The sequence below is a fragment of the Halorubrum persicum genome (assembly GCF_002727125.1).
GTDB classification, from domain to species: domain Archaea; phylum Halobacteriota; class Halobacteria; order Halobacteriales; family Haloferacaceae; genus Halorubrum; species Halorubrum persicum.
In genome coordinates this window covers 45876-65560 of the sequence record NZ_NHOA01000017.1, presented here as the reverse complement: position 1 = coordinate 65560, position 19685 = coordinate 45876, and the positions used below count along the sequence as shown (strand labels likewise).

General features: G+C 60.1%; 22 protein-coding genes. 11 read left to right on the top strand and 11 right to left on the bottom strand.

Annotated features, from left to right (window positions below):
• Positions 1 to 6: 6 nt before the first annotated feature.
• The gene (locus tag DJ69_RS02770) at positions 7 to 360 is read right to left on the bottom strand and encodes a winged helix-turn-helix transcriptional regulator (protein WP_082226606.1); all 354 of its coding nucleotides are present in this window, start codon (positions 358 to 360) and stop codon (positions 7 to 9) included.
• Between the two features lie 78 nt (positions 361 to 438).
• Between DJ69_RS02770 and merA the strand changes: the two genes are divergently transcribed.
• From merA to DJ69_RS02745, 5 genes are all read left to right on the top strand, one after another.
• Positions 439 to 1893: a mercury(II) reductase gene (gene merA, locus DJ69_RS02765; RefSeq protein ID WP_008364327.1), complete on the top strand. Its 1455-nt coding sequence runs from the start codon at positions 439 to 441 to the stop codon at positions 1891 to 1893.
• Positions 1894 to 2071: 178 nt separating this feature from the next.
• Positions 2072 to 2287: a hypothetical protein gene (locus DJ69_RS02760; RefSeq protein WP_049908453.1), complete on the top strand. Its 216-nt coding sequence runs from the start codon at positions 2072 to 2074 to the stop codon at positions 2285 to 2287.
• 123 nt (positions 2288 to 2410) lie between these two features.
• On the top strand, positions 2411 to 3412 hold the full coding sequence (locus DJ69_RS02755) for a DUF6610 family protein (RefSeq protein ID WP_008364329.1): 1002 nt from the start codon (positions 2411 to 2413) through the stop codon (positions 3410 to 3412).
• 70 nt (positions 3413 to 3482) lie between these two features.
• Complete coding sequence (locus DJ69_RS02750) at positions 3483 to 3830, top strand: hypothetical protein (RefSeq protein WP_008364331.1); 348 nt, start codon at positions 3483 to 3485, stop codon at positions 3828 to 3830.
• Between the two features lie 87 nt (positions 3831 to 3917).
• Positions 3918 to 4844, top strand: coding sequence for an ArdC-like ssDNA-binding domain-containing protein (locus tag DJ69_RS02745; RefSeq protein WP_099254195.1), 927 nt, complete (start codon positions 3918 to 3920; stop codon positions 4842 to 4844).
• Between the two features lie 128 nt (positions 4845 to 4972).
• Here the strand turns inward: DJ69_RS02745 and DJ69_RS02740 are convergent, their stop codons facing one another.
• The gene (locus DJ69_RS02740; protein WP_008364334.1) at positions 4973 to 5731 is read right to left on the bottom strand and encodes a potassium channel family protein; all 759 of its coding nucleotides are present in this window, start codon (positions 5729 to 5731) and stop codon (positions 4973 to 4975) included.
• A gap of 164 nt (positions 5732 to 5895) precedes the next feature.
• Between DJ69_RS02740 and DJ69_RS02735 the strand changes: the two genes are divergently transcribed.
• On the top strand, positions 5896 to 6717 hold the full coding sequence (locus DJ69_RS02735) for a hypothetical protein (protein ID WP_099254216.1): 822 nt from the start codon (positions 5896 to 5898) through the stop codon (positions 6715 to 6717).
• A gap of 73 nt (positions 6718 to 6790) precedes the next feature.
• Here DJ69_RS02735 and DJ69_RS02730 read toward each other — a convergent pair whose 3' ends face one another.
• Entirely contained in the window at positions 6791 to 7339 is a 549-nt protein-coding gene (locus tag DJ69_RS02730; RefSeq protein WP_099254194.1) for a hypothetical protein, read from the bottom strand.
• Between the two features lie 128 nt (positions 7340 to 7467).
• Here DJ69_RS02730 and DJ69_RS02725 point away from each other — a divergent pair, with 128 nt between their 5' ends.
• The gene (locus DJ69_RS02725) at positions 7468 to 7881 is read left to right on the top strand and encodes a helix-turn-helix transcriptional regulator (RefSeq protein WP_099254193.1); all 414 of its coding nucleotides are present in this window, start codon (positions 7468 to 7470) and stop codon (positions 7879 to 7881) included.
• 28 nt (positions 7882 to 7909) lie between these two features.
• Here DJ69_RS02725 and DJ69_RS02720 read toward each other — a convergent pair whose 3' ends face one another.
• Positions 7910 to 8830: a helix-turn-helix transcriptional regulator gene (locus tag DJ69_RS02720; RefSeq protein WP_099254192.1), complete on the bottom strand. Its 921-nt coding sequence runs from the start codon at positions 8828 to 8830 to the stop codon at positions 7910 to 7912.
• 138 nt (positions 8831 to 8968) lie between these two features.
• Between DJ69_RS02720 and DJ69_RS02715 the strand changes: the two genes are divergently transcribed.
• Both DJ69_RS02715 and orc4 read left to right on the top strand, forming a co-directional pair.
• Positions 8969 to 9292, top strand: a complete 324-nt coding sequence (locus DJ69_RS02715) for a hypothetical protein (RefSeq protein WP_099254191.1) — start codon at positions 8969 to 8971, stop codon at positions 9290 to 9292.
• A 630-nt stretch (positions 9293 to 9922) separates the two neighbouring features.
• Entirely contained in the window at positions 9923 to 11155 is a 1233-nt protein-coding gene (gene orc4 / locus DJ69_RS02710) for a DNA replication protein Orc4 (RefSeq protein ID WP_049908454.1), read from the top strand.
• Positions 11156 to 11294: 139 nt separating this feature from the next.
• Here the strand turns inward: orc4 and DJ69_RS02705 are convergent, their stop codons facing one another.
• The gene (locus DJ69_RS02705) at positions 11295 to 13463 is read right to left on the bottom strand and encodes a type B DNA-directed DNA polymerase (protein WP_099254190.1); all 2169 of its coding nucleotides are present in this window, start codon (positions 13461 to 13463) and stop codon (positions 11295 to 11297) included.
• Between the two features lie 231 nt (positions 13464 to 13694).
• Here DJ69_RS02705 and DJ69_RS02700 point away from each other — a divergent pair, with 231 nt between their 5' ends.
• Positions 13695 to 14285, top strand: a complete 591-nt coding sequence (locus tag DJ69_RS02700; RefSeq protein ID WP_099254189.1) for a DUF7342 family protein — start codon at positions 13695 to 13697, stop codon at positions 14283 to 14285.
• A 3-nt stretch (positions 14286 to 14288) separates the two neighbouring features.
• Entirely contained in the window at positions 14289 to 14771 is a 483-nt protein-coding gene (locus DJ69_RS02695; protein ID WP_099254188.1) for a hypothetical protein, read from the top strand.
• Between the two features lie 51 nt (positions 14772 to 14822).
• Here the strand turns inward: DJ69_RS02695 and DJ69_RS02690 are convergent, their stop codons facing one another.
• From DJ69_RS02690 to DJ69_RS02665, 6 genes are all read right to left on the bottom strand, one after another.
• Positions 14823 to 15470, bottom strand: a complete 648-nt coding sequence (locus DJ69_RS02690) for a ribonuclease H-like domain-containing protein (protein ID WP_099254187.1) — start codon at positions 15468 to 15470, stop codon at positions 14823 to 14825.
• Positions 15463 to 15786 carry a hypothetical protein gene (locus tag DJ69_RS02685; RefSeq protein ID WP_099254186.1) on the bottom strand — a complete coding sequence of 108 codons (324 nt, stop codon included), beginning with the start codon at positions 15784 to 15786 and terminating at the stop codon, positions 15463 to 15465. The genes DJ69_RS02690 and DJ69_RS02685 overlap by 8 nt, the downstream gene beginning before the upstream one ends.
• Positions 15787 to 15788: 2 nt before the next feature.
• A complete protein-coding gene (locus DJ69_RS02680) occupies positions 15789 to 16733 on the bottom strand; it encodes a hypothetical protein (protein ID WP_180271701.1) in 945 nt (314 codons plus the stop codon).
• A 207-nt stretch (positions 16734 to 16940) separates the two neighbouring features.
• Positions 16941 to 17627, bottom strand: coding sequence for a hypothetical protein (locus DJ69_RS02675; protein ID WP_099254184.1), 687 nt, complete (start codon positions 17625 to 17627; stop codon positions 16941 to 16943).
• Positions 17624 to 18301: a helix-turn-helix domain-containing protein gene (locus tag DJ69_RS02670; protein ID WP_099254215.1), complete on the bottom strand. Its 678-nt coding sequence runs from the start codon at positions 18299 to 18301 to the stop codon at positions 17624 to 17626. The genes DJ69_RS02675 and DJ69_RS02670 overlap by 4 nt, the downstream gene beginning before the upstream one ends.
• A gap of 136 nt (positions 18302 to 18437) precedes the next feature.
• Positions 18438 to 19466 (bottom strand): Cdc6/Cdc18 family protein, encoded by a 1029-nt coding sequence (locus DJ69_RS02665; protein WP_099254183.1) that lies wholly within the window; start codon positions 19464 to 19466, stop codon positions 18438 to 18440.
• Between the last annotated feature and the right edge of the window lie 219 nt (positions 19467 to 19685).

Sequence of the window (19685 nt, the reverse complement as noted above, 5' to 3'; positions counted from 1 at the left end):
CTTGGTTTACGCATTTCCGCTATTTTCTGTCGCCCACTCGAGTAACGGTTCCAGTCGCGTTCGAACCTCGTCGCCATCGTCGGTCAACGCATATTCGACACGCGGCGGGATTTCATTATACTGCGTCCGTGAGACGATCCCTGCCTCCTCAAATTCGTCGAGGCGTTTCGAGATTGTCGAGGTACTCGCCGTTGGGAGGTGCTCCTCGATCTCCGCGAACCGCAGTGAGTCGTGTGCGCCGATGATGCTGACGAGTTGCATCGCGTATTTCCGGCTCAACGTGTCGATAACTCCTGTGAGCGGACAGTAGCACGTCCCCTCGACATCGCACGCGGGCGCTGATGAAGTAGTATCTGCCATAGCTTCGTAGCCTCCAACCTACTCTATGGCTTTGGACTCTGGAGTATAAGAACTTCCCGTCGTAAAGTATAGACACAGATGGCCCAGACGTCCGACTATGATCTCGTGATTCTCGGCGGTGGCGCCGCAGCCTTCGCCGCGATCACTGAAGCGAGCCGGCGGGACCTCTCGACTGCGATGGTGAACACCGGCCTTCCCATCGGCGGGACGTGCGTGAACGTCGGCTGTGTCCCGAGCAAGCATCTGCTCGCCGTCGCCGAGAGCGGCGCTGCAGAGTCGGAGAGCCCCTTCGACGCCGTTCGATACCCTGAGGAACCGACTGTCGACTGGGCCGACGCACTCGACGGCACCGACGAACTCGTCGAACGGTTCCGGCAGGAGAACTACGTCGACGTCGCAGAGCATTTCGAGACCGACATCTACGAGGGCTACGGCCAGCTGGTCGGCGACACAACCATCGAGGTCGTCGACTGCGACGACGAGGGCGTACGCATCACTGGGGAGAAGGCGCTCGTCGCGACCGGAAGTTCACCGTGGGCGCCATCCATCGACGGCCTCGGCGGCGTTGACTACTACACGAGCGAGACCATCCTCGAGGAGCGCGACCTCCCCGAGAGCATCGTGATGCTTGGTGGCGGATACATCGCGCTGGAGTGGGGCCAGATCCTCCACCGTGTCGGCGTCGATGTGACGGTTCTCCAGCGCTCCGGTCACGTGCTCTCAGATATGGAAGGTCAACTCGGCCGGGAGATGCAACGAGCCTTCCGCGAGGAAGGAATCGACGTCGTGACCAGTAACGACTTCCAGCAGGTTCAGGATGTGGCTACCGACAGTGGTGCTGACCCTGGTCAGAAGGGCGTCGCTGTGGAGACTGTCATCGAGGGCGAGGAGCGAGCGTTCACCGCAGAGGCGTTATTCGTCGCGACCGGCGTCCAGCCCAACAGCGAGGACATCGGCTTGGAAGCAGTCGGCGTCGAGACCGAATCCGATGGTGCGATTCGTGTCGACGAACATTTCCAGACGACCAATCCCGACATCTACGCGGCGGGCGACGTGATCGGCGAACCCGAACTGGAGACGGTCGCCGCCAAGGAGGGCAATCACGCCGTCAAGAACGCCTTCGGGGACGAGGGCGTCAGCATCGATTACGACGCGGTGCCAGCAGTCGTGTTCACCAGCCCGGAAGTCGCCGCGGTCGGGACGACCGAACTGGAGTACATGGACGAGCACGGAACCTGTTCGTGCCGAACCGTCCAGATGGCGGATGTCCCGCGAGCGAAAGCCGTCGAGAACACGGATGGCCTCGTCCAGGTCGTCAAACACCACGAGACCGACGAAATCGTCGGCGTCCACATGGTTGGCCCCCGTGCCGCTGACATGATCATGGAAGCGACGCTGGCGGTGAAGTTCGGCCTCACCGTCGACGACATCATCGATACCGTCCACCCGTTCCCCACATTCAGTGAGGCGTTCAAACACGCCTGTCAGGCGTTTCGGCGGGATACGTCAACGATGAGCTGCTGTATCGAATGAAACCGGCTCATGGCCACTGGTAGCGATATAAAGTGATTCGAAGTCACATGGGAAGAGGATTTTCTGATCCGGGATTCCAGCAAGGGATCATCGCTCGGCAGCCACCCTTTGTTGGAAGACCTGGCGACGCTGTATAGAGTGTCGTTTTTGTGGCCCTCAAGGGGTGGAGGGCACCGATATGGAGAGAACAGACGACGCCGAAAATGACGAATTCCCGCCAGAAAAGCGGCTTGAAGCACCGAACACGCGCCTGATCAAGGCAGGGATCGCGACGATTCCGGATATGGAAACCCTCCAGGAGTGTGTTGCCTACGAGAACGCCCACCAGAATCGAACGCAGATTCTGCGCCGGCTCAAGTGGAAGGCTGAAGAGCTGCGTGAGAACGAAGAATAAGCTCTATTCTTAACCAACACACTCCGCGTGAGTTTCCCTATTGTTGGTTAACTGCCTGAGTCTCGGTTTTTCGGGCCCCTGAGAGGGTGCGGGGCAGCCAGCAGCGGCCTCGCGAGCCTAATCATGTCCCTCAAGCTGGGCTCCAGCGCCAGCACCGCCCGCGAAATCGCCGCCGCCAGACAGGCAGACTACGTGGCGTTTCTGCATCGAGCGCCGTTTGTCGTCGACGCTGTCGACCTCGGCTTCCTTCCCGGCTTTCGCGAGGACTGTGGGTACCAGGAGACGCAGTATCAGAACCTCAGCCTCCCCGTTGGGATGCTCGACAACGATTTCCGGAATCCCGATCTGGAGCGGTTCGTCGACCGTTTCTTCGAGTACGAACCTCAGGTCGGGGTCATCGGGGACGTCGACGAAATCGACAACGTCGACGCCCACGTCGCTGCGGCTCGTGAGATACAAGCGAGCTATCCAGAGGCCGAGCTCATCGTCGTTCCGAAGTCGCGGGCGGTGATCGACGCGATTCCCGAGACCCTCGTCCTCGGGTATTCACGAGGATACGCCGACCGCCTGGCCCACGAGTTCTCCGACCCAGCCGATTGGAGAGGGCGGCGCGTCCACATCCTCGGCGGGAGTCCGCCCAAGCAGCTCGACGCCATTCGACAGCTGACCAGACCGACACTCACCGACGAGCCACCAGCCGACATCATCGGCGTCGACTGGAACGGGCTGCATCACGGCGCACAGTTCGGTGAGTTCTGGACGGCCGACGGCTGGGACGACAGCGGTCGCGACGCCGACCACGTCACCGTGCGAAAGACGGTGCGCCACAGCCTCGCTCGCGTCCGTGAGTTTTGGAGAGCCCACGGAATCTGGCCCGAAACGACACCGCAAAAAGAGGGGCTCAACGTCGAGTACGAGGGTCCGAGTCCTGCCGATCTCGAGGACGCCGCCTGTACCGAGTGCGGGACGAACGTCTGGCGAACTCGCCGCGGCCCGTACGTCGCCGAATACGATACCGGCGCAATCTGTGGATACTGCAGTTACGAGTGCTACTTCAGCCACCGTCACCGGAACAATCTGGAGGAGATCGCCGGCGAACAGAGCGTCTACCTCCCGCCGGCGTGACTTCGCGACCTGTTTTTCGTGCCCCCGAGAGGGCGAGGGCTCCTTCGAAAGCTCTCAGAGGTGACTTCCAGTGAGTCAACAACAGCGTCCCGACAACGTCTCGATCGACGATATTCCCGTCGATATCGACAACACGCAATCAGCGGAGGTCGATCCCGCCGACGTCCCCGACGAAATCGAATCCATCACCCGTGGGCTCGCCGGTGAGCAGCCGACGACGAATCCCATAGTGGTTCTCAAGGCGGCCCGGTGGTGGTACATTCACGGCAAGGGCGGCACGGATCCCGCCTTCCAGTGGGCCATCGAGTGGGCGCGTCATCTTGCGACCGACACGCCCAGTGACGTCGAGCGGTTCGACGAGTTCCTCGATTACCTCGTCACGGTCGGCTTTGCAGACGAACGCCACGAGCTCCGCTGACCGACAGAGCGGTTTTTTGTGCGCCCCAGAGGGGTGCGGCGCGGTCTAAACAGACGCAGTCGCCGTAAACTTGATTCGGTGAACACAATGGCTACGACCAGTGATTCGTCGGTCTCCTTCGACCAGACCGACACGCGATCCGACGAGATGCACAGCACCATCGAACAGTGGATCGACGACCTCGTCGCCGGCGTCGACGACGCGCAGGCCAGCGACGAGTTCCAAGAGTGGCTCGATGTCCAGAGTCGTTTCCACGACTACTCCTACCGGAACGCGCTCCTCATCAAGCGGCAGTGTCCCGAGGCGAGCCGGGTGGCGGGCTATCGGACGTGGCAGGAGGAGTTCGACCGCCACGTCACGGAGGGCGAGTCGGCCATCTGGATCTGGGCGCCGATCATCACCAAGCAGTGCCCGGAATGCGAGAACTCGCCGAGCTACCACGAGGACAGCGACTGTGAGTACGACGAGACGCCACCCGAGGAGTGGTCCGAGGGCCTGGTCGGGTTCAAGCCCGCGCCGGTGTTCGACGTCTCCCAGACCGAAGGTGAGCCGCTTCCCGACCTGGACACGGAAGCGACCGGGGACCCCGACGACCTCGTCGAACAGTTGACTGCCGCCGCTGACGACCTCGGCGTGACGGTGCGAATCGTTCCAGCCGAGGAGTGGCCCCACGGTGAGGCGAAGGGCATCTGCGAGCAGCTGAGCCTCGTCGACGTTCAGCCGCTCGTCGAGGTGCGTGATCGTGAGAACGAGGCCGACCTCGCGCGGACGCTGATTCACGAGTACGCGCACGCTCTGCTTCACTTCGACGTCGACGACGACACAGAGCGGGCAAAACGCGAAGTCGAGGCCGAAGCCGTCGCGTACGTCGTCGGGCGCTACTGCGGGCTCGACACGAGCAGGTCAGCGTTCTACCTCGCTGCGTGGGAGTCCGACGATCCCGAGATCATTCGCGAGCGCCTCGGCCGGATCAGTCGGACGGCAGAGAAAATCATCGACCTCCTCGAGGAATAATTCTCTCGCCCATTCGATTAACCAACAGAGGGACACGTAGTTTTGTATTGTTGGTTAATGTGATGTCGCCATTCTTTCTGGCAATTCCACGTCCTAATCAGGAGGTTAAATTCGGGGACTGGTTCCTGTTATTGTTCAATGAGCTGTTTTTGCTCTTCGAGTGTTTCCTCGTGGTCTTCAACAGCATCGTCCCGAGCCTCTGCATCACCACTGAGCCGGTCTGACAATTCTTTGAGACGGTCTTGTTTCCCATAGAGGACGAGCGTGTCGTCCGGTTTCGTCTCCGTATCTGGTTGTGGCGCACCAATATATGAATCATCACGACGAATGCCGAGTATCAACACCCCTTCGCGTGGTAAATCCAGCTCCGAAATCGATCCCCCTGCCAGCCAATCGCCCTCGCTGATTTCCACCTCCGCCACACGATATTCGCGTTGCAATCCGAGTAACTGAGCATAATCCGAGATCTCCAACTCTGTCGTCTCATTCAGCGCCCACTCAATAAGCGGCGTCACAAGGCGGTTGAACCACCGACTCCGTGCGAACAGAATAATTACACCGGCGCCACCGAGAATGTACAGTAAGTTCAACAGGTCGTCGCCACCAGTTCGCGTGAACGAAAGGATAAGTGACGAAATTGCACCGAGGAGTCCAATACTGCCGAGCCGAATGAGCGCCTTCACTGTTTTACGGCGGCCGACGGTGGTGATAGCCTGTTCTGCCTCTTCGGTCGTATATCCGGCTCCAGAGAACGCTGACGTGGCTTGGAAGGAGGCCACATCTGGTGACAGGCCCGTCATCTCCAGTGCAATCGAGCCGGTACGCACAATCAACAACGACAGCGCGAAGATGATCAGCAGTGACAGTATCGAGTACGTGGCAACCATACCTAGTGGAGCGTTCCCATATCTGTAAATAGCACCGCCTACGCGAACACTACACCCTTAGTGTCTATAAGCAGTCATTCTGAGTGAAAAACAGTCCATCAGCTACACGGGAGTTTTTCTGCGCCCGCGGAGGGGCGGAGGCGCGTTCTGACCTCCGTCGAATGATGACTGAACCCTATCTCACGACGGTCCTCGAGGAAGCCGAGCACGTTGCCGAGCAGCATGACCAGGTCGCTCGAACGACAGACAACCAAGCCCACGAGTACCTTCGATACGCCGTCCTCCGGGTGCTCGAAGGCGAGGCGGAACACCTCCCGGCGGACTGGACGCCGATCGACGGCGTGACCGTCGGCTACGGGAGCGACGAGGCGATGTACAATAGCTGGGGCTCCAGCGAAGACTGGTGGGAGATCGTCCCGCCGCAGGTGGCGTGTACCCGCTTCCGGGTGTTCTTCCCGGACGACCACCAGACGGTTCCCCGCGACATCGTCGACGTGATGGCCGCGCTCGGTGCCTGGCGCGTCTGGACTGGGTGCGCAGCGGCGTGCGGCTCCTACGACCATCGCGAGCGCCGCGAGGTCCACTACCTGTGGCCGGAAGGCCATCCGGTGGAGGGACTGCTCCACGAGCGGCTCAGTGGCCCTGTGGAAGCCGTCGCTCCGGACGGGGGTCGAACGGGCGACGTTCGCGACCGACTGGTCGTCGATGAGAACGCACAGTCGAATGACGAGCTCGAGCCCCGCACGAAGCGTGCTGTCGCCGAAGCGATGGACGTCTCACTCCTCTCGAAAGGTGGCCGCTACGAGGTGCAGTCTGCGTCCGGGAACCGGTACGAAGTCGACGTCATCGACGAATCGTGTACCTGTCCCGACTGGCAGCAGCGCTCACCCGAAGGCGGCTGCAAACACCTGCGCCGCGTCGACCACGAGATCAAACGGGGGCGCGTTCCCCGACCAGCCGGCCGGCTCCCAGCTGACTCGAACTAAACCTGAGTAACCAACAGGGCTCTCAAGACCACGCTTGCGTTGGGTGACTCAGTCAGTATCAGCTTACCCGCCGTTACGGCAGCTCGTCAGTCACGTCAACGAGATCCTCCTCGGTTCGCCAGCGATAGAGCCGTGCTTCCTGGTCAAATAGTTCGAAGACGCCGTCCTGCATCCACCCAAATGGGTGTTCTTCGTCCTCGTACTCTCGCTTGAGGACGTGACTTTTCGCGAAGAACTCCGTCGTGCCGACGAGCAGTCCCTGTTCAACGAGGAAGTCACTTGGCTCTTTCTCGGCGACACCGACGAGGTACGTCACGATGTCCGCGATGAGACAGAACTTCTGGATGCTGTTGTCCCACTCGCCACGGATATCGACCATTCGGAACGCGTACGCGTTGGTGCGCCGGTTGAGGCGGTCCACCACCAGGTTCAGCCGTTGAATCGGCTCCCGGTCATAGTTTCCGAGGACGAAATACGACCGGTCGTTCTCATAGACTGGGGTTAACTCGCTCAAGGCGTGGAGGACTTCCTCGTTGTCGGCCAGCGTTATCTCCTCCTCGTCAAGCTGGTCTTTGGCACTTTTGAGAACGTCATCGGGAACAGGAGACTCCTCCTCGGTCATTATGTGAGTGTCTCGTGGCGGGGAGATATGGTTTACGGAGTAAATCACCTGCTCAAGTAAATGTAGTTTACTGTGGAGTGATTTACTCAGGGGTAAACTACTTGGCGCCCCACCGTGTACGATACAGTATGAGCACCGAACTGGGGACTGCTGAGGGGATGGAATCCCGCGAACTCGTCCACTTCGTCACCCAACAGACGCGATTCGCGCTAATCAACAACATCCTCCAGCACCCCGAGCAGCTCCCCTCGATGTACGAGCTCGAGGAGCTCAACCCCAGCGTCAGCGACGCGACCGTCTACAAACACATCCAGAAGCTCATCGATGCCGGCATCGTCAAAGAAGTCGCCCTCGACGATGACCAGCGTCGACAAGGCTACCCCCGGAAGTTCTACGGGCTCACCGAGAAGGGACGGGCGTTCCTCGACGACCACAACCTCCTCGCAGCCGAGGAGACGCTCCAGCAGATCTACGAGACGATTTCCGACAAGCCCGAGAAGATGGTCAAGTACGAGAACGCGCCCCGTCCGGAAGAAGCGTAACTGCCGAGCGTTCGGTCCAAATTAGCACTCAGGGTTCGGTTTTGTGGTCTGCCACGAGCTCCTGAAACTCGTCCCACTCCGGGAGCCGGTCGTTGTCGGCCTTGCCGTGCGTCTCGAGGTAGCGCAGCAAGACGTCGATTTCGTCTTCGAGGCCATACTTCACCGACTGCTCTCGGAGGTCCGCCCCGTCGACGTCGACGTGGCTGAGCAGGAGGAGACAGTACGACCGGTGGCGGCTGCCGTCGTCGATCAGCAGCGTGTGACAGCAGAGCTCCGCCGGCGAGACTTCGTCAAGTTCCTCGGAGTAGACGTAGTAGCGGTTGCCGGTAAGCAGGAACTGGAGGTCGAAGGCCGCGAATCGAGCGAGGCCGGTTTCGTGGAACGCCGCCGCGTCGATCTCCGTCTCGGCCTGGGCGAGGAATTCGTCGTAGTCCTCCCAGAGAATCGTGCCCTTCGGGGCAACGGCTTCGAGGCGCTGGCGATGCAGATGGTGTGCGAGTTCACGGGCGAACTCGTGGAGGCGGTCGAAGTCGGCGTTGAATTCATAGCGGCCGTCGGCCGTCCCGACGAGCCCACGGTCGCGAAACCGCTTGAGGACGCGGTTGACCGTATTGCGGTAGTTGTCGCTCCGGTCGGCGATCTCGGAGACGGTTCGCGGCTGGTCGAGGTAGTACAGCACCTCGAGTGCCTTGCCGGTCAGTAGATCGGGGAAGTCAATGTGGGAGTGTTGGCGGACGAGGTCCTGATAGAGCTCGACGGCGCGAGCATCCGACGGGACGACGCGTTTTCGACGGCCGTCGCGTTCCGTGTAGACGAGCCCCTTCTCGGCGAGGTCGGCGACGGCACGGGAGAGGTAGCTCTCGCTGTGGTCGAGCTTCGTCGCGAGCTCGGAGATCGTGTCGCCGCGGTCGACCGTGGCGAGGACCTCGAGTTCGATGCGCCGGAGCACGGTGTAACATAGTACGAAACTTGTATATAAAGAAGTTTCGAGTAATGTTACAGCCAACAGGCATGAGAGTCGTCTCCATCGTCTTAACCAACAAAACTATGGATTCGTGGGACGTGTTGGTTAACACGAGAGTATCCGATGTCCTACGAACCCCCGACCCCACCGGCGAACCTCCCGACGGAGATCGTCAACACGCTCAACGAGTCGGACCCGGAGCAGCTCCGAGACGTTGCGACGTACGCTGAAGCGCTCGCCGAGCACAAGGAACGAGAGGCCCGTCTCGAGGAGTCGGCAGATCAAGACGAGGTCGAAGAGCGACCGGACGATCTCCCGGACGACGTCCCTGCAAAAGCGACGATCACGATCAAGGAAATCAACGACAATCGCTACTACTACTGGCAGTGGCGGGAGGGAGAGAAGATTCGTTCTCAGTACAAGGGTCCGGTCAACCCGGACGAGTAAAACTCGATGATGGAGGACACCCACCCCACGTTTCCGTCGTAACTGGATGTTGGTGGAGGGGGTGACGCTGATTTCGAAGGGACCACACCCCCCGCGTTTCCGTCGTTTCTCCACGACGGCGTAGGGGGAGACTACGATAGTGCTATGCAGCCACTAATTCTGTTGACCTAGAACCAATCTAGAGATGAACTAACTTCTGTAACACATAGATTAAAGTGGTATAGCTGAGAAACGTTCATTAAGTGTACTTCGCCCAAAGAGGGGGCGAAGTACTTCGCCCCCTCAGATGAAACGATCCTTTCCAGCTGCTTCTGTAGACGGCCAGTATTGGACGGCTAGGCCGCTCTCGTCTTTGGTATCTCGTCGTAGATGTCTTCTTCGAGTCCCCTCCCCACCTGTTCGGTGATTACGACGGAAACGTGGGGTGTGTGGGTTCGGGGTTCGACATCGAGGCGACGCTTCCGTCTACGGGTTTCCTCTCTCACGTCGGAAACGCGGCTATATTGTCAGCAATCCAATTCCACCGAATTACGGCATTTTCCGGCTGATATCGGACAAGGAACGTCGGAAACGTGGGGTGGCGTTCTCCACTAGATTTATACTCCCCCCGCTCACACCGTGTGATATTCAATGACGCCCGACTCTTCACCCAGTTCTGTCGACGATCCACTCTTTGAATCCGGGCATCGTATCTTCGCGAACAAGGATCTCCTGAAAATCGGCCACGTTCCGGAGGCTGACCGGATCGTCGGTCGCGACGAGGAAATCTCGAAGCTCGCGAAACGTCTCAACGGTGCTGTTCACGGGTACTCCCCGGAAAACGTGATGATCTACGGGAAAACGGGGACCGGTAAATCTCTCGTTTCGAAACACGTCTGCCAACGAGCTCAGAATGCCGCTCAGGATGGCGTCGAGATTGGAACCGCGTATATCGACTGTGCTGAAGACAACACGGAGACTCAAGCAATCTCCTCACTGGCCGCGAAGCTGAACGATGAATCTTCGACTGGAATCTCCGTCCCACATACCGGCCTCAGTACGTCGAAATACTACAAACTCCTCTGGAAGACGCTCGACGCTCAATTCGATTCTGTGATCATCATCCTCGACGAGATCGATCTGATGAACGACGACAGCGTGTTGATGAAGCTCTCGCGCGCTGAGGAGGCGGGGAAAATCGACTGTAGCGTCGGCGTCATCGCGATCAGCAACAAGATCCAGTACGTCGACAACGTGAACGAGCGCGTGAAAAGCAGCTTCCAGCACAAGGAGCTGTTCTTCAAGCCATACGACGCCAACCAGCTCCGGGAGATCATGTTCAACCGTGAGGACGCCTTCCAGGACGGCGTCCTTTCGGAGGACGTGATTCCGCTCTCGGCGGCCTTCGCCGCGCAGGAACACGGCGACGCTCGGAAGGCGATCGACATTCTTCGCCACGCCGGGGAGGTCGCCTACGAGGCCGGAGCAGAGCAGGTGACGGAGGAACACGTCCGCCAGGCACAGCAGCACGCCGAAAAGGACCGGTTCAGAGAACTCGTGAACGGCGCACCCACGCAGGCGAAGGCGGCGTTGCTGGCGCTCACGGAGCTGAGTGTCAACAGCAACGACGATGCGTTCCTCACGAGCCGGGTGTACGACCAGTACGAACGCATCTGCAACCATCTCGATATGGATATCCTCTCCGTCCGCCGGTTCCGCGACATCCTGAAAGAGCAAGCCTTCCTCGGGGTTGTCGAAATCGAGAAGATCAACAAGGGGAGTGCGGGCGGCATCCACCTCCAGAACCGACTCATCGAAGATCCCCAGGTCGTCCGCGAGACGATCCTCGAGGACAGCCGGATGCAGGACTGGACTCGCGAGTAGTGACCCCCTACTACTGAGTGGGTGCGGACGACGGAAATCCGGGGTGGGGCGTGAGGAAACGACGGAAACGAGGGGGGTCGAAAATTACGTCGGAAACGTGGGGTTGGATCGAAACGACGGAAACCAGGGGTGGGGTCCACTACAACAGTTCGTTGGAGGCTCCGAACGAGGTCAAAACGGCGCCCCTCTCACCGGAGAGCTCTCGGCGAATATCGGTTCGGCCCCATCCGAGGGGTGAAAGCACGCTCTCGACGGCTCTGACCAGCTGCGTCTCGTAGTACGAGGCGTCGTAGGTCTCGATCTCCTCGTGGGCGAGGGCGACCCGGTCTCGCGAGGATTTCTCGTCGTCGACGACCACGTACTCGATATCCTGGCCCGGGTGGACTGCTAGGTCCTGTTCGCGGGCTCGCTTCAAGGCGGCCACGTTCTGGGTATTCTGTGAGTAGCCTTCCAGGGGCTTGGAGACACGGTTCCGCTCGACGAGCCGCTCTACTGCTACGGTGCCCGCCTGCAGTTCGTCGATTGCTCGTTCGAGCCGTCCGAGCACCGCGTCCGGTGACCGCGTAGCATCGAGCTGGTCGAGACAGTCCCGCTGGACGTCCTCAATGAACGGCGGGGTCGAGCGCTGCCGGGCTTCGATGCCCCTGATCTTGAAGTCGTCGTCGCCGGCGACCTTCCCGAAGTACTTCGTCAGCGCGCCGGCGTCGCTCTCGCGCTGCGGCACGAACGCCACCCAGTCGTAGTGGGCCTCGTGTTCGAGCCGAATCTCGACACATTCCGTGATCTCCGCCGCGAGCGTCTCGAGGTCCTCGCGGTCATCGTCGTCGACGTCGGGGTCCGGCGTCACCCAGATGGAGTCGACGATGCCGTGGACGACGCGCCAGCCGCCAGCTTCCAGTCGCTGTTTCGCCGTCAGCAGAATTTCACGAGCGAACGCGTTGATTGCCTCGTGGCACTCGATGCGGCCGAACTTCGCGTTGCTGAACCCTTGATAGCCGAAGCAGGCGACGAGGATCCACTTCAGCGCTCCCGACCGCCCCTCGAGTTCTGCCAGTCGGTCCTCGTCGGGGTCGTCCCGTTCCTTCTCGCGACGGATGGCCGCCTTGATCTCGTCGCGAGCGTCGATGATCGGCTGTAGCACGTCGACGAGGTAGCCCCGGTCCTCGCAGATCGAGTATCCGAGGCCGGGGACGTCGTCGCGGTCGCTGTGGCAGCTACACCGGATGACGTCCGGCGAAACGTTCCGGGTACAGATGATGTTCGGATACAACGAGGAGAAGTCGAGTTCGTGGACGTTCTCGTGCAGGCCGACCTCGGGCGCGAAGATGAACCCGCCGCGGTCGGCGTCGTGGAGCGTCCCCATCGGCTTGAAGAACTCGTGGCGCCAGGAGTTCCACGGGACGAGGACACCGCGGTCGTGGGCCTCGCAGATCTGGATCGCCGTAAGGACGTTCCCGATTGACGCCCACGCGAGCTCCTGGACGGGCTTTTTCGAACGCGACACGAGGTCGAGGACGCCGTCGAGGTTCGTCTCTCCGTAGAAGAACGTGTTCGACTCGTCGATAATCGCCCGGCCGGGCACGTTGTACCGCGCTGGGGAGTGACCGACGCGGCCGTAGCTTGAGTACGTCGACCGGCTCGCGAGCTGCTGGTAGTCGACGTCCGGCCACCGACTCAGCGAGAAGTCGTCGACGCCGGCGTCCGTCGCCATCTCGTACAGGGTCGGGACGATCTCGCCCGTCGAGCAGACCAGGACGTCCGGATCGTGTTCGTCAAGCGCCCCTTGGACGGCGGTCAGGATATCCGTCGGCGAGCCGGTGACGGTGTCGCCGGCGACGGACAGTTCCTCGTAGACGTCGTTGCTCGTTTCGGTCACCGGGACGCTGAGTCGGAGCGTCGACAGTTCGCTTGCCGGCGTCGGATCGGCGCCGGTTTCCAGACAGTACCGAAACTCTCGCGAAAAGTCCACGTTGAAACAGGCGAGATCCCCGACTGGATAGGCCGACAACTGGCATGCCTGCCGGGCAAGTGGGGTGACACGGTCGATATGGGCGACGTCGACGGCGAGGACTGGTTCCTCGTCTCGTCGAAAGCCGGGGCGTCGCGCAACCATCTCGGTCGCGACGACATCCGGGTGCTGGTCGTACACCGACTGGAGCGTCGTGAGGTCGAGGTCGGAATCAGGGTCGCGAGCAGCGACGTAGAAGCGCGGCGAGTAGTCTTCGTGCTCGGTCGCGACGGCGCCGTCGGCGGTTGCCTCCCACTCCAGGACGCGGCCGTCGTCTAGGAAGTCGATGCTGAACGGCATCTACGTCTCTCTGACGTTCGAGTCGTCGATAAGCTATGGCGTGTCGTTTCCGGGTTTCAACGTATGGCCCCAAGACCCCTCTACTGGTGTTTTCTACCCGTTTGTCCGTTCTCCGTCATCTCTGAACGGTTTCCGGAATTCATATCGTTGGATTCAGTCGGTGTACTCTCCAGTAGAAGTAATATAGGAATGTACCAAAGGACTATGTTCCTCTATCTCGTGCGTTTCCACATGAGCGACCGAAACCCGCCGGAGGAGTTTGGGGACATCAACGAGGCGGTCGGTGAGGAATGGGAGGCCGAAACAACGCCCTACGAGCGCATTCGACACGTCGTCGCGCATACGTACAGTCCCGTCTCAGCTGATGCGGTGGCTGACGATGCACGGACCGCTCCAAAGACCGCGCGCAAGCACCTGAACACACTCGCAGACGAAGGATTCGTCGAGACGACGCCCGGCGAACAGGGCGGCACGCTCTATCGCCGCTCACCCGAATCGCTCGTGGTCGAACAGGCTGCCGACATCCTCGAGCACGTCTCGACCGACGAACTCGTCACCCGCATCCAGGAGATGCGCGAGCAGCTCACCGAGTATCGATCCGAATTCGGTGTCGACTCACCCGAAGAATTAGCGGTCAACCAGACGAATCAGGCTCTCACCGAGGCCGGGTCTCCACAGGACGAAATCGACCCAGAGACGATTCGTGAGTGGAAGACGCTCCGCCGGAACCTCGCGTTCGCGAACGCTGCCCTCTCGATCGGCAACGCCGAGCAGTTCGTCGACACCGACCAGCGCTCGACTGACGACAGCGTCCCTGCCTGAGCGATGCAGGATGCTTCTGACCGAGCGGAACCCCATACGCTCCGCGGGGCGACGGACCGTCCAGCACTGTTGACGATTCGCGACGTCGTCGAGCAGATGGAACCGCTCGCGACAGCAGAACTCGACGACTACCTCCATCCATCAGTCCTCGAAGTCGTGCTTGACGACGGGCTGTGTGGGGCCGACGAGGCCCGAATCGACATCCAGTGGACGACACGAAATGATTACAAGTTCCACTATACGGACACGGAAGGGGTGAATCTGCGCTGGGGAAAGCACCCACACGCAGGAGACTACATCCACGTCCCCGGATTAGAACACTATCACCCACCGCCCGATGCGAGTTCTGATCCAGACGAGGTCGAAGCGTCCTGTATCACACAGTCTCCGGAAGAATTGGTCACTCGCGCGGTCCTCAAACTCTGGCGGGTCGCCTACCACACGCACTCGTATGAGCCACTTAATGCAGGTCGTAACCCGCCGTAGGAACCAATCCGAATGCTTTCCTCCACGACCCCTCACTGAGAAGCGAGCTCTTCAGGCGATTGGGTCAAGCGATTTCATCGAGAAATCCGACTTCGAGCAGTACTGTTCTGCAAGTTCCATCAACGCTCGAGTTCGTCGGATATCGGCAACGTTGTGGATGATGAGTGGCTCGTAGGCGCCCTCTTTCCATGCGGTGACTGCCTCACTACTGTCGGTAAATGGATCGACCTCGTTCATTCCGGCGCCGATCAGTTCCTCGTAGACGCCACTCAGCGTATCCTCACTCGTATTGAAGCGTGTCTCGAAGACATCCATCACGTCGACGTATGGCAACACTCCAAAGGGCCACTCGAGCCCGTGCGTACAGAGCCGAGTCCGTAGAAACGGCAGGTCGAACCCTCCGTTCCACCGTTCACCGTTGTACGCGACGAGCTTTGCTTCACGTTGTGTGAGTGTCGACGTGACGAATGTCGCCAGTTCATTCAGGAGTTCCTGTTCGCTGTCGAGGACTGAGAGCTGCACCGGCGTCTCGAGAGTGTCGTTCAGCTGATCTGCGAGGCCTGATTGTGGTGTCATTCCGTCTGTATTGAGAAACACTCGCGACGATACCGCCGAGTCGAACCCAACTACTGTGAGTTCGTCATCGGTCTCGAACCCCGTTGTTTCGATGTCGAAGGCGATCGTCGTCAACTCAGTCATTCTGACCTCCAGTGTCACGTTCGACGGACGATTGCTGTTGCTCGCCCCCAGCTTGCGAAAGCTGTTCCTCAAGTTCTGTCAGGCGTTCTTCGTGGTCGTCGAGGCGAGATTCCTGTTCGAGGTCGATGCTGAGCAGCGCCGGCAGCAGCGGATTCTGGTGGTTCAACAGCCCGCTCGCGTCGGCGTGCTCGCGGGCGTACTCGAACAGCCGGTCGAATCGTGGCTGGTTGCGACGCCGCAGTGCCCGCCGGAACTCCGCCCAGCGCTCTTCGATGGCCCGCAGTGCATCCCGGTACGTTGGGTTTGTGCGCCCCATCGCTATCGATCTCCTGTCCCGGTCGCCGTCCACGCATCGAGCAAGGGGTCCGCGGTGGGCGCCACCGTCTCACCGTCAGCTGTGACGCCCGTCCCGACGCCCTCCGGAGTCGGCGTCGACGGCGCCGGCGTCGTCGGTTCCACGCCGACCTGCGTGGCGCGTGCGGCGAGCAGCTGCCGCCAGTACGCGAACGTCGTCTGGTAGTACGCGCCGTCGTCGACGGGATAGACGAGCGTCTCGAAGTCCTCGCCGACGACCCGTGGGCCCATCCGCGTCTGCTCGCACTCCAGATGGTGGTCGGCGACCGTCGCGACCGGTTCGGTGAATTCGTTTCGCTCGTTTCGCGTAACGAGCACTGGGATGTCGTACCCCTCGGCGTAGGTCGCCAACCGGGCGAGAGTTCGAGCCTGAAGGGTTTTCGCGTGGGTCTCGCTAAGGGTATCGTCGGCACGGTACTGGGCGTCGACGGCCGGTGCGACGATGAGGGCGGGCGTGTGGGACGACGGGTCCTCGTCGCGACCTAGTGCCCGTCGACCGGCTGCCCGGGCGTCGGCGGTGGACATCTGGATTGCCGTGTTCACTGCTGTCGGGAGATCACAGACCGCGCCGTAGTGCTGGTAGGCGGTGAAACCGCGTGCCACGTGGATTCGGTTGAGCAACCGCTGGCTAGGGGCGATCTCCGTCAGCGTGGTCGTCGTCGCATGGCCGTTTGCGTCGACCCAGAAGGCGGGCCCGTCGTGCAGGAGGAGATGGTCGAGCACGAGCGACTGCAGAATCGGGACGCCGCGGCCTCCCTCGACGTCGAGCAGCGTGATACCGTCCTCAAGGGAGGGAAGCAGCATTCCGTCCGTAGCCGGATCGGCTTGATTAGCCAGATTCTGATTGCGGTCAGCGCTCCGTGTTGGCTGGTCTACCGCCAATCGGTTCGACGTTGAGTATTCTCCCATATTCGACTAGTTGTCTACGTTCCCGATAAGCCGCGGCGTGGCGCTTCCGCGTTTCAGGGAAGGCACGAGACAGAGGAAATTCGCCCCCAGTCGTCGAGTTTCTGTGGATAGCTAATGGTTTCCGAGAACATTTCCAGAACTGAGTTCTTCCCGTATTGGAGAGTTAACCAACAAAACGAGTTCTCGCGTATTTTGTTGGTTAATACGTCACAGCCGATTTCGCTGCTCAGACAGGAACGAAACAAGGTTGTCAACCGCGTCTGCTGGCAGTTCTTCTTGCCGAAAGACACCCTTGAATGAGTCTTCGAACCCATCCTCTTCGAGTCGATTCAGGACCATCTCGATCCGTTTATCGAGCTTCTCTGGGTCGCCACGGTGGACGTGTCGCTCGATGCGGTCGAAATCCGCACGCAAGCTAATCACGACGAGGTCACGGGTATCGGCCTTTCGCCCGCTGTGGAGTTTCATCGCGAACAGAAGGGCCGGTTCCGGGATTCGCCCGTTGAGGTCTTCGGCGACGTCAAGCGATTCGATGGTACTGTGTTCGTGAAGATAGCGATATGACCACTCTGCGTCCGTCTGTCGACATCCCATCGCATCCACGAGTGCCTCGAACTTGACGGCGTTCGCTCCGACCTCCTTTGCGTACTGAATCATTCGCCCGTCGTACTTGTTCGAGACATTCTGCTCGAACTGTTTCTCGTACCCGAGGTCACGAAGGAGGATATCGTAGTCGTCGAGTGCAGTGTCCGGAATCACGGTGTCGATATCCGTCGTAAACCGTGTTTGGAACGCGGATACTGCCCAACCGCCAACGAGAACATACGGCAGTTCGGCATCCTGAACCGCGCGATGCGTGTCAACCAGCTCGGATTGTCGCTCGGGAAGACTCATTCCATCTGTTCGTTCGTACTCATGGCACTGTGATGTGACGCATCGATGTCCCTGTCGTACTCGTTGGCGATGATCTCTAAGGCGGGCTCGTACGCTGGGCGATTCTCCATCATCTGGCTGACGGTATCGTCCAACGGGATGACGGGGTTGCCGTCGACCCACTCGGCGTCGATATCGACGGTCTTGGGGAACAACACGTAGTGAACGTTCCCGTCGACGTCGCTGGCGTCCGGGCGCTCGTTGATCGTCGTGTCGACGCCAAACTGCTGGAAGAACGCAATCCACCGTTCGATATCACGGTCGTGCACGTCGATGAACACGGGATAGTCGTCGTGGCTCCGCGCGATCTGGAAGCCGCCGTGTGTCCAGACGTATGCCGCGTCAATTTCTGTGTACGCGAACTCCATTCCGGCGAAGTGTGGAATGACGTACGCGTCTTCCTGAGAGATTGTGTCGCGGCTGTATAACGCAGCCATCATCTCGGCGTACTGCTGGCGCATCTCGTGATCGACGATCTGGATTCCATTATCTGTATTAGCGATAACTTCTGCGTCATCTAACCGCTCAACCCAGTCGTACACCCACGAGTACGAGACGTCGATCTTGCTCGCGATACGGTTGATAGAATCGCCACGCTGGACTGCTAACACAATTTTCGCAGCGGTGGCATCCATTAACTCGTTCATTATTGAACTCGCCTCCTGCTTGCGCTGTCGTTTTCGCTTCTAGCTATCTCTAAAGAGATACCAATACATAGAACTTCCGCCTAAACCGGATACCTACGGGACGTGCGTACGCGACCCTTTCCGGTCACTGCATCGGTGACGCGGCTGCTGAATCGACCAGCGAGTACTCTCGGTCTCGACTCGTGCCCTCCGCCTCGACGAGGTTGTATTGCTCCATTTTCGAGAGGTACGTCCGGACGGTCCGTTTGGTCCGGGGGTCATCGACCGCCTCGGAATAGCGCTCGTGGATCTCGCTCGGTCCGAGCGGGCCGTGCTCGCGAACGATGTCGTAGACAGCCCGCTGGTGGGGCGTGAGCGAATCGAGGCTTCGCTGTTTGATCTGGGCACGGGCATCGTCGGCCGAATCGCGGAGGATGTCGTCAGTGATTCGCTCGTGGTTTTCTCGGTCGGCCGTACTGGCTGCCGTCCGGAGGATGCCGATTGCGAGACGGGCGTCGCCGGCGGCCGCATCGGCGATCCGGTATAGCTGGTCGTCGTTGATGATGTCCTCGTTGAGGCCCCACTTCGCCCGTGCACTCAGGATGTCGTACAGTTGCTCGTCGTGGTACTTGTCCATCCGGACGTGTTCGCTGGAGCGCAGCCGGCTCACGAGGCGGTCGTCGACGCGGCTGAACAGCTCCTCTTCCTTGTTCGCGATGCAGATAATCGCGAACTGCGGGAGACTGTGAAGGTCGTAAATGACGCTGGGGTCCTCCAGCTGGTCGACCTCGTCGAGGATGACGACCGTTCGCGGGCCGTCGTATTGCTGGAGCCGGTCGACGAGTTCGTCGTGGGGCGTCGACTGCCGGTGGATGTCGATGGTCGCGCCGAGGTCGTCGAGGATCTGGTAGAGCGTGCGGAATCGAGTGTAGTTGCGCCAGCAATTCACGTAGGTTGCCTCGACGTCGAGGACCTCTTCCCGGAGTCGTTCGGTGACGAACTTCGAGATACACGTTTTGCCGGCGCCGCTGGGTCCGGTGACGATGGCGGTGTCGGCGGGTTCACCGTTCGTGATGGGCTCAAGGACGCTGGAGAGGTGGTTGACTTCGGCGTCGCGATGCTCGACTTCCCGAGGAACGAACCCGGCACGGAGGACGCGAGCATCGCGGATCATTTGATTCTGATTGACTGATTTTCGGTCAGGTCATAAAAGCCTGACCGGGTTGTTTCCGGAAACCCCTGTGATAGTACCATCTTAGGCGTCTGAAAACCGACTCCGTATCCCGATTCACTTCGAGGAAAGTCGAGGCTTCCGGAAACTTCCGGAAACTCATTTCCCAGTACTGATTAGACACTATAGGTGATTTCCTCTTCACCCCTTGAACAACGGGAT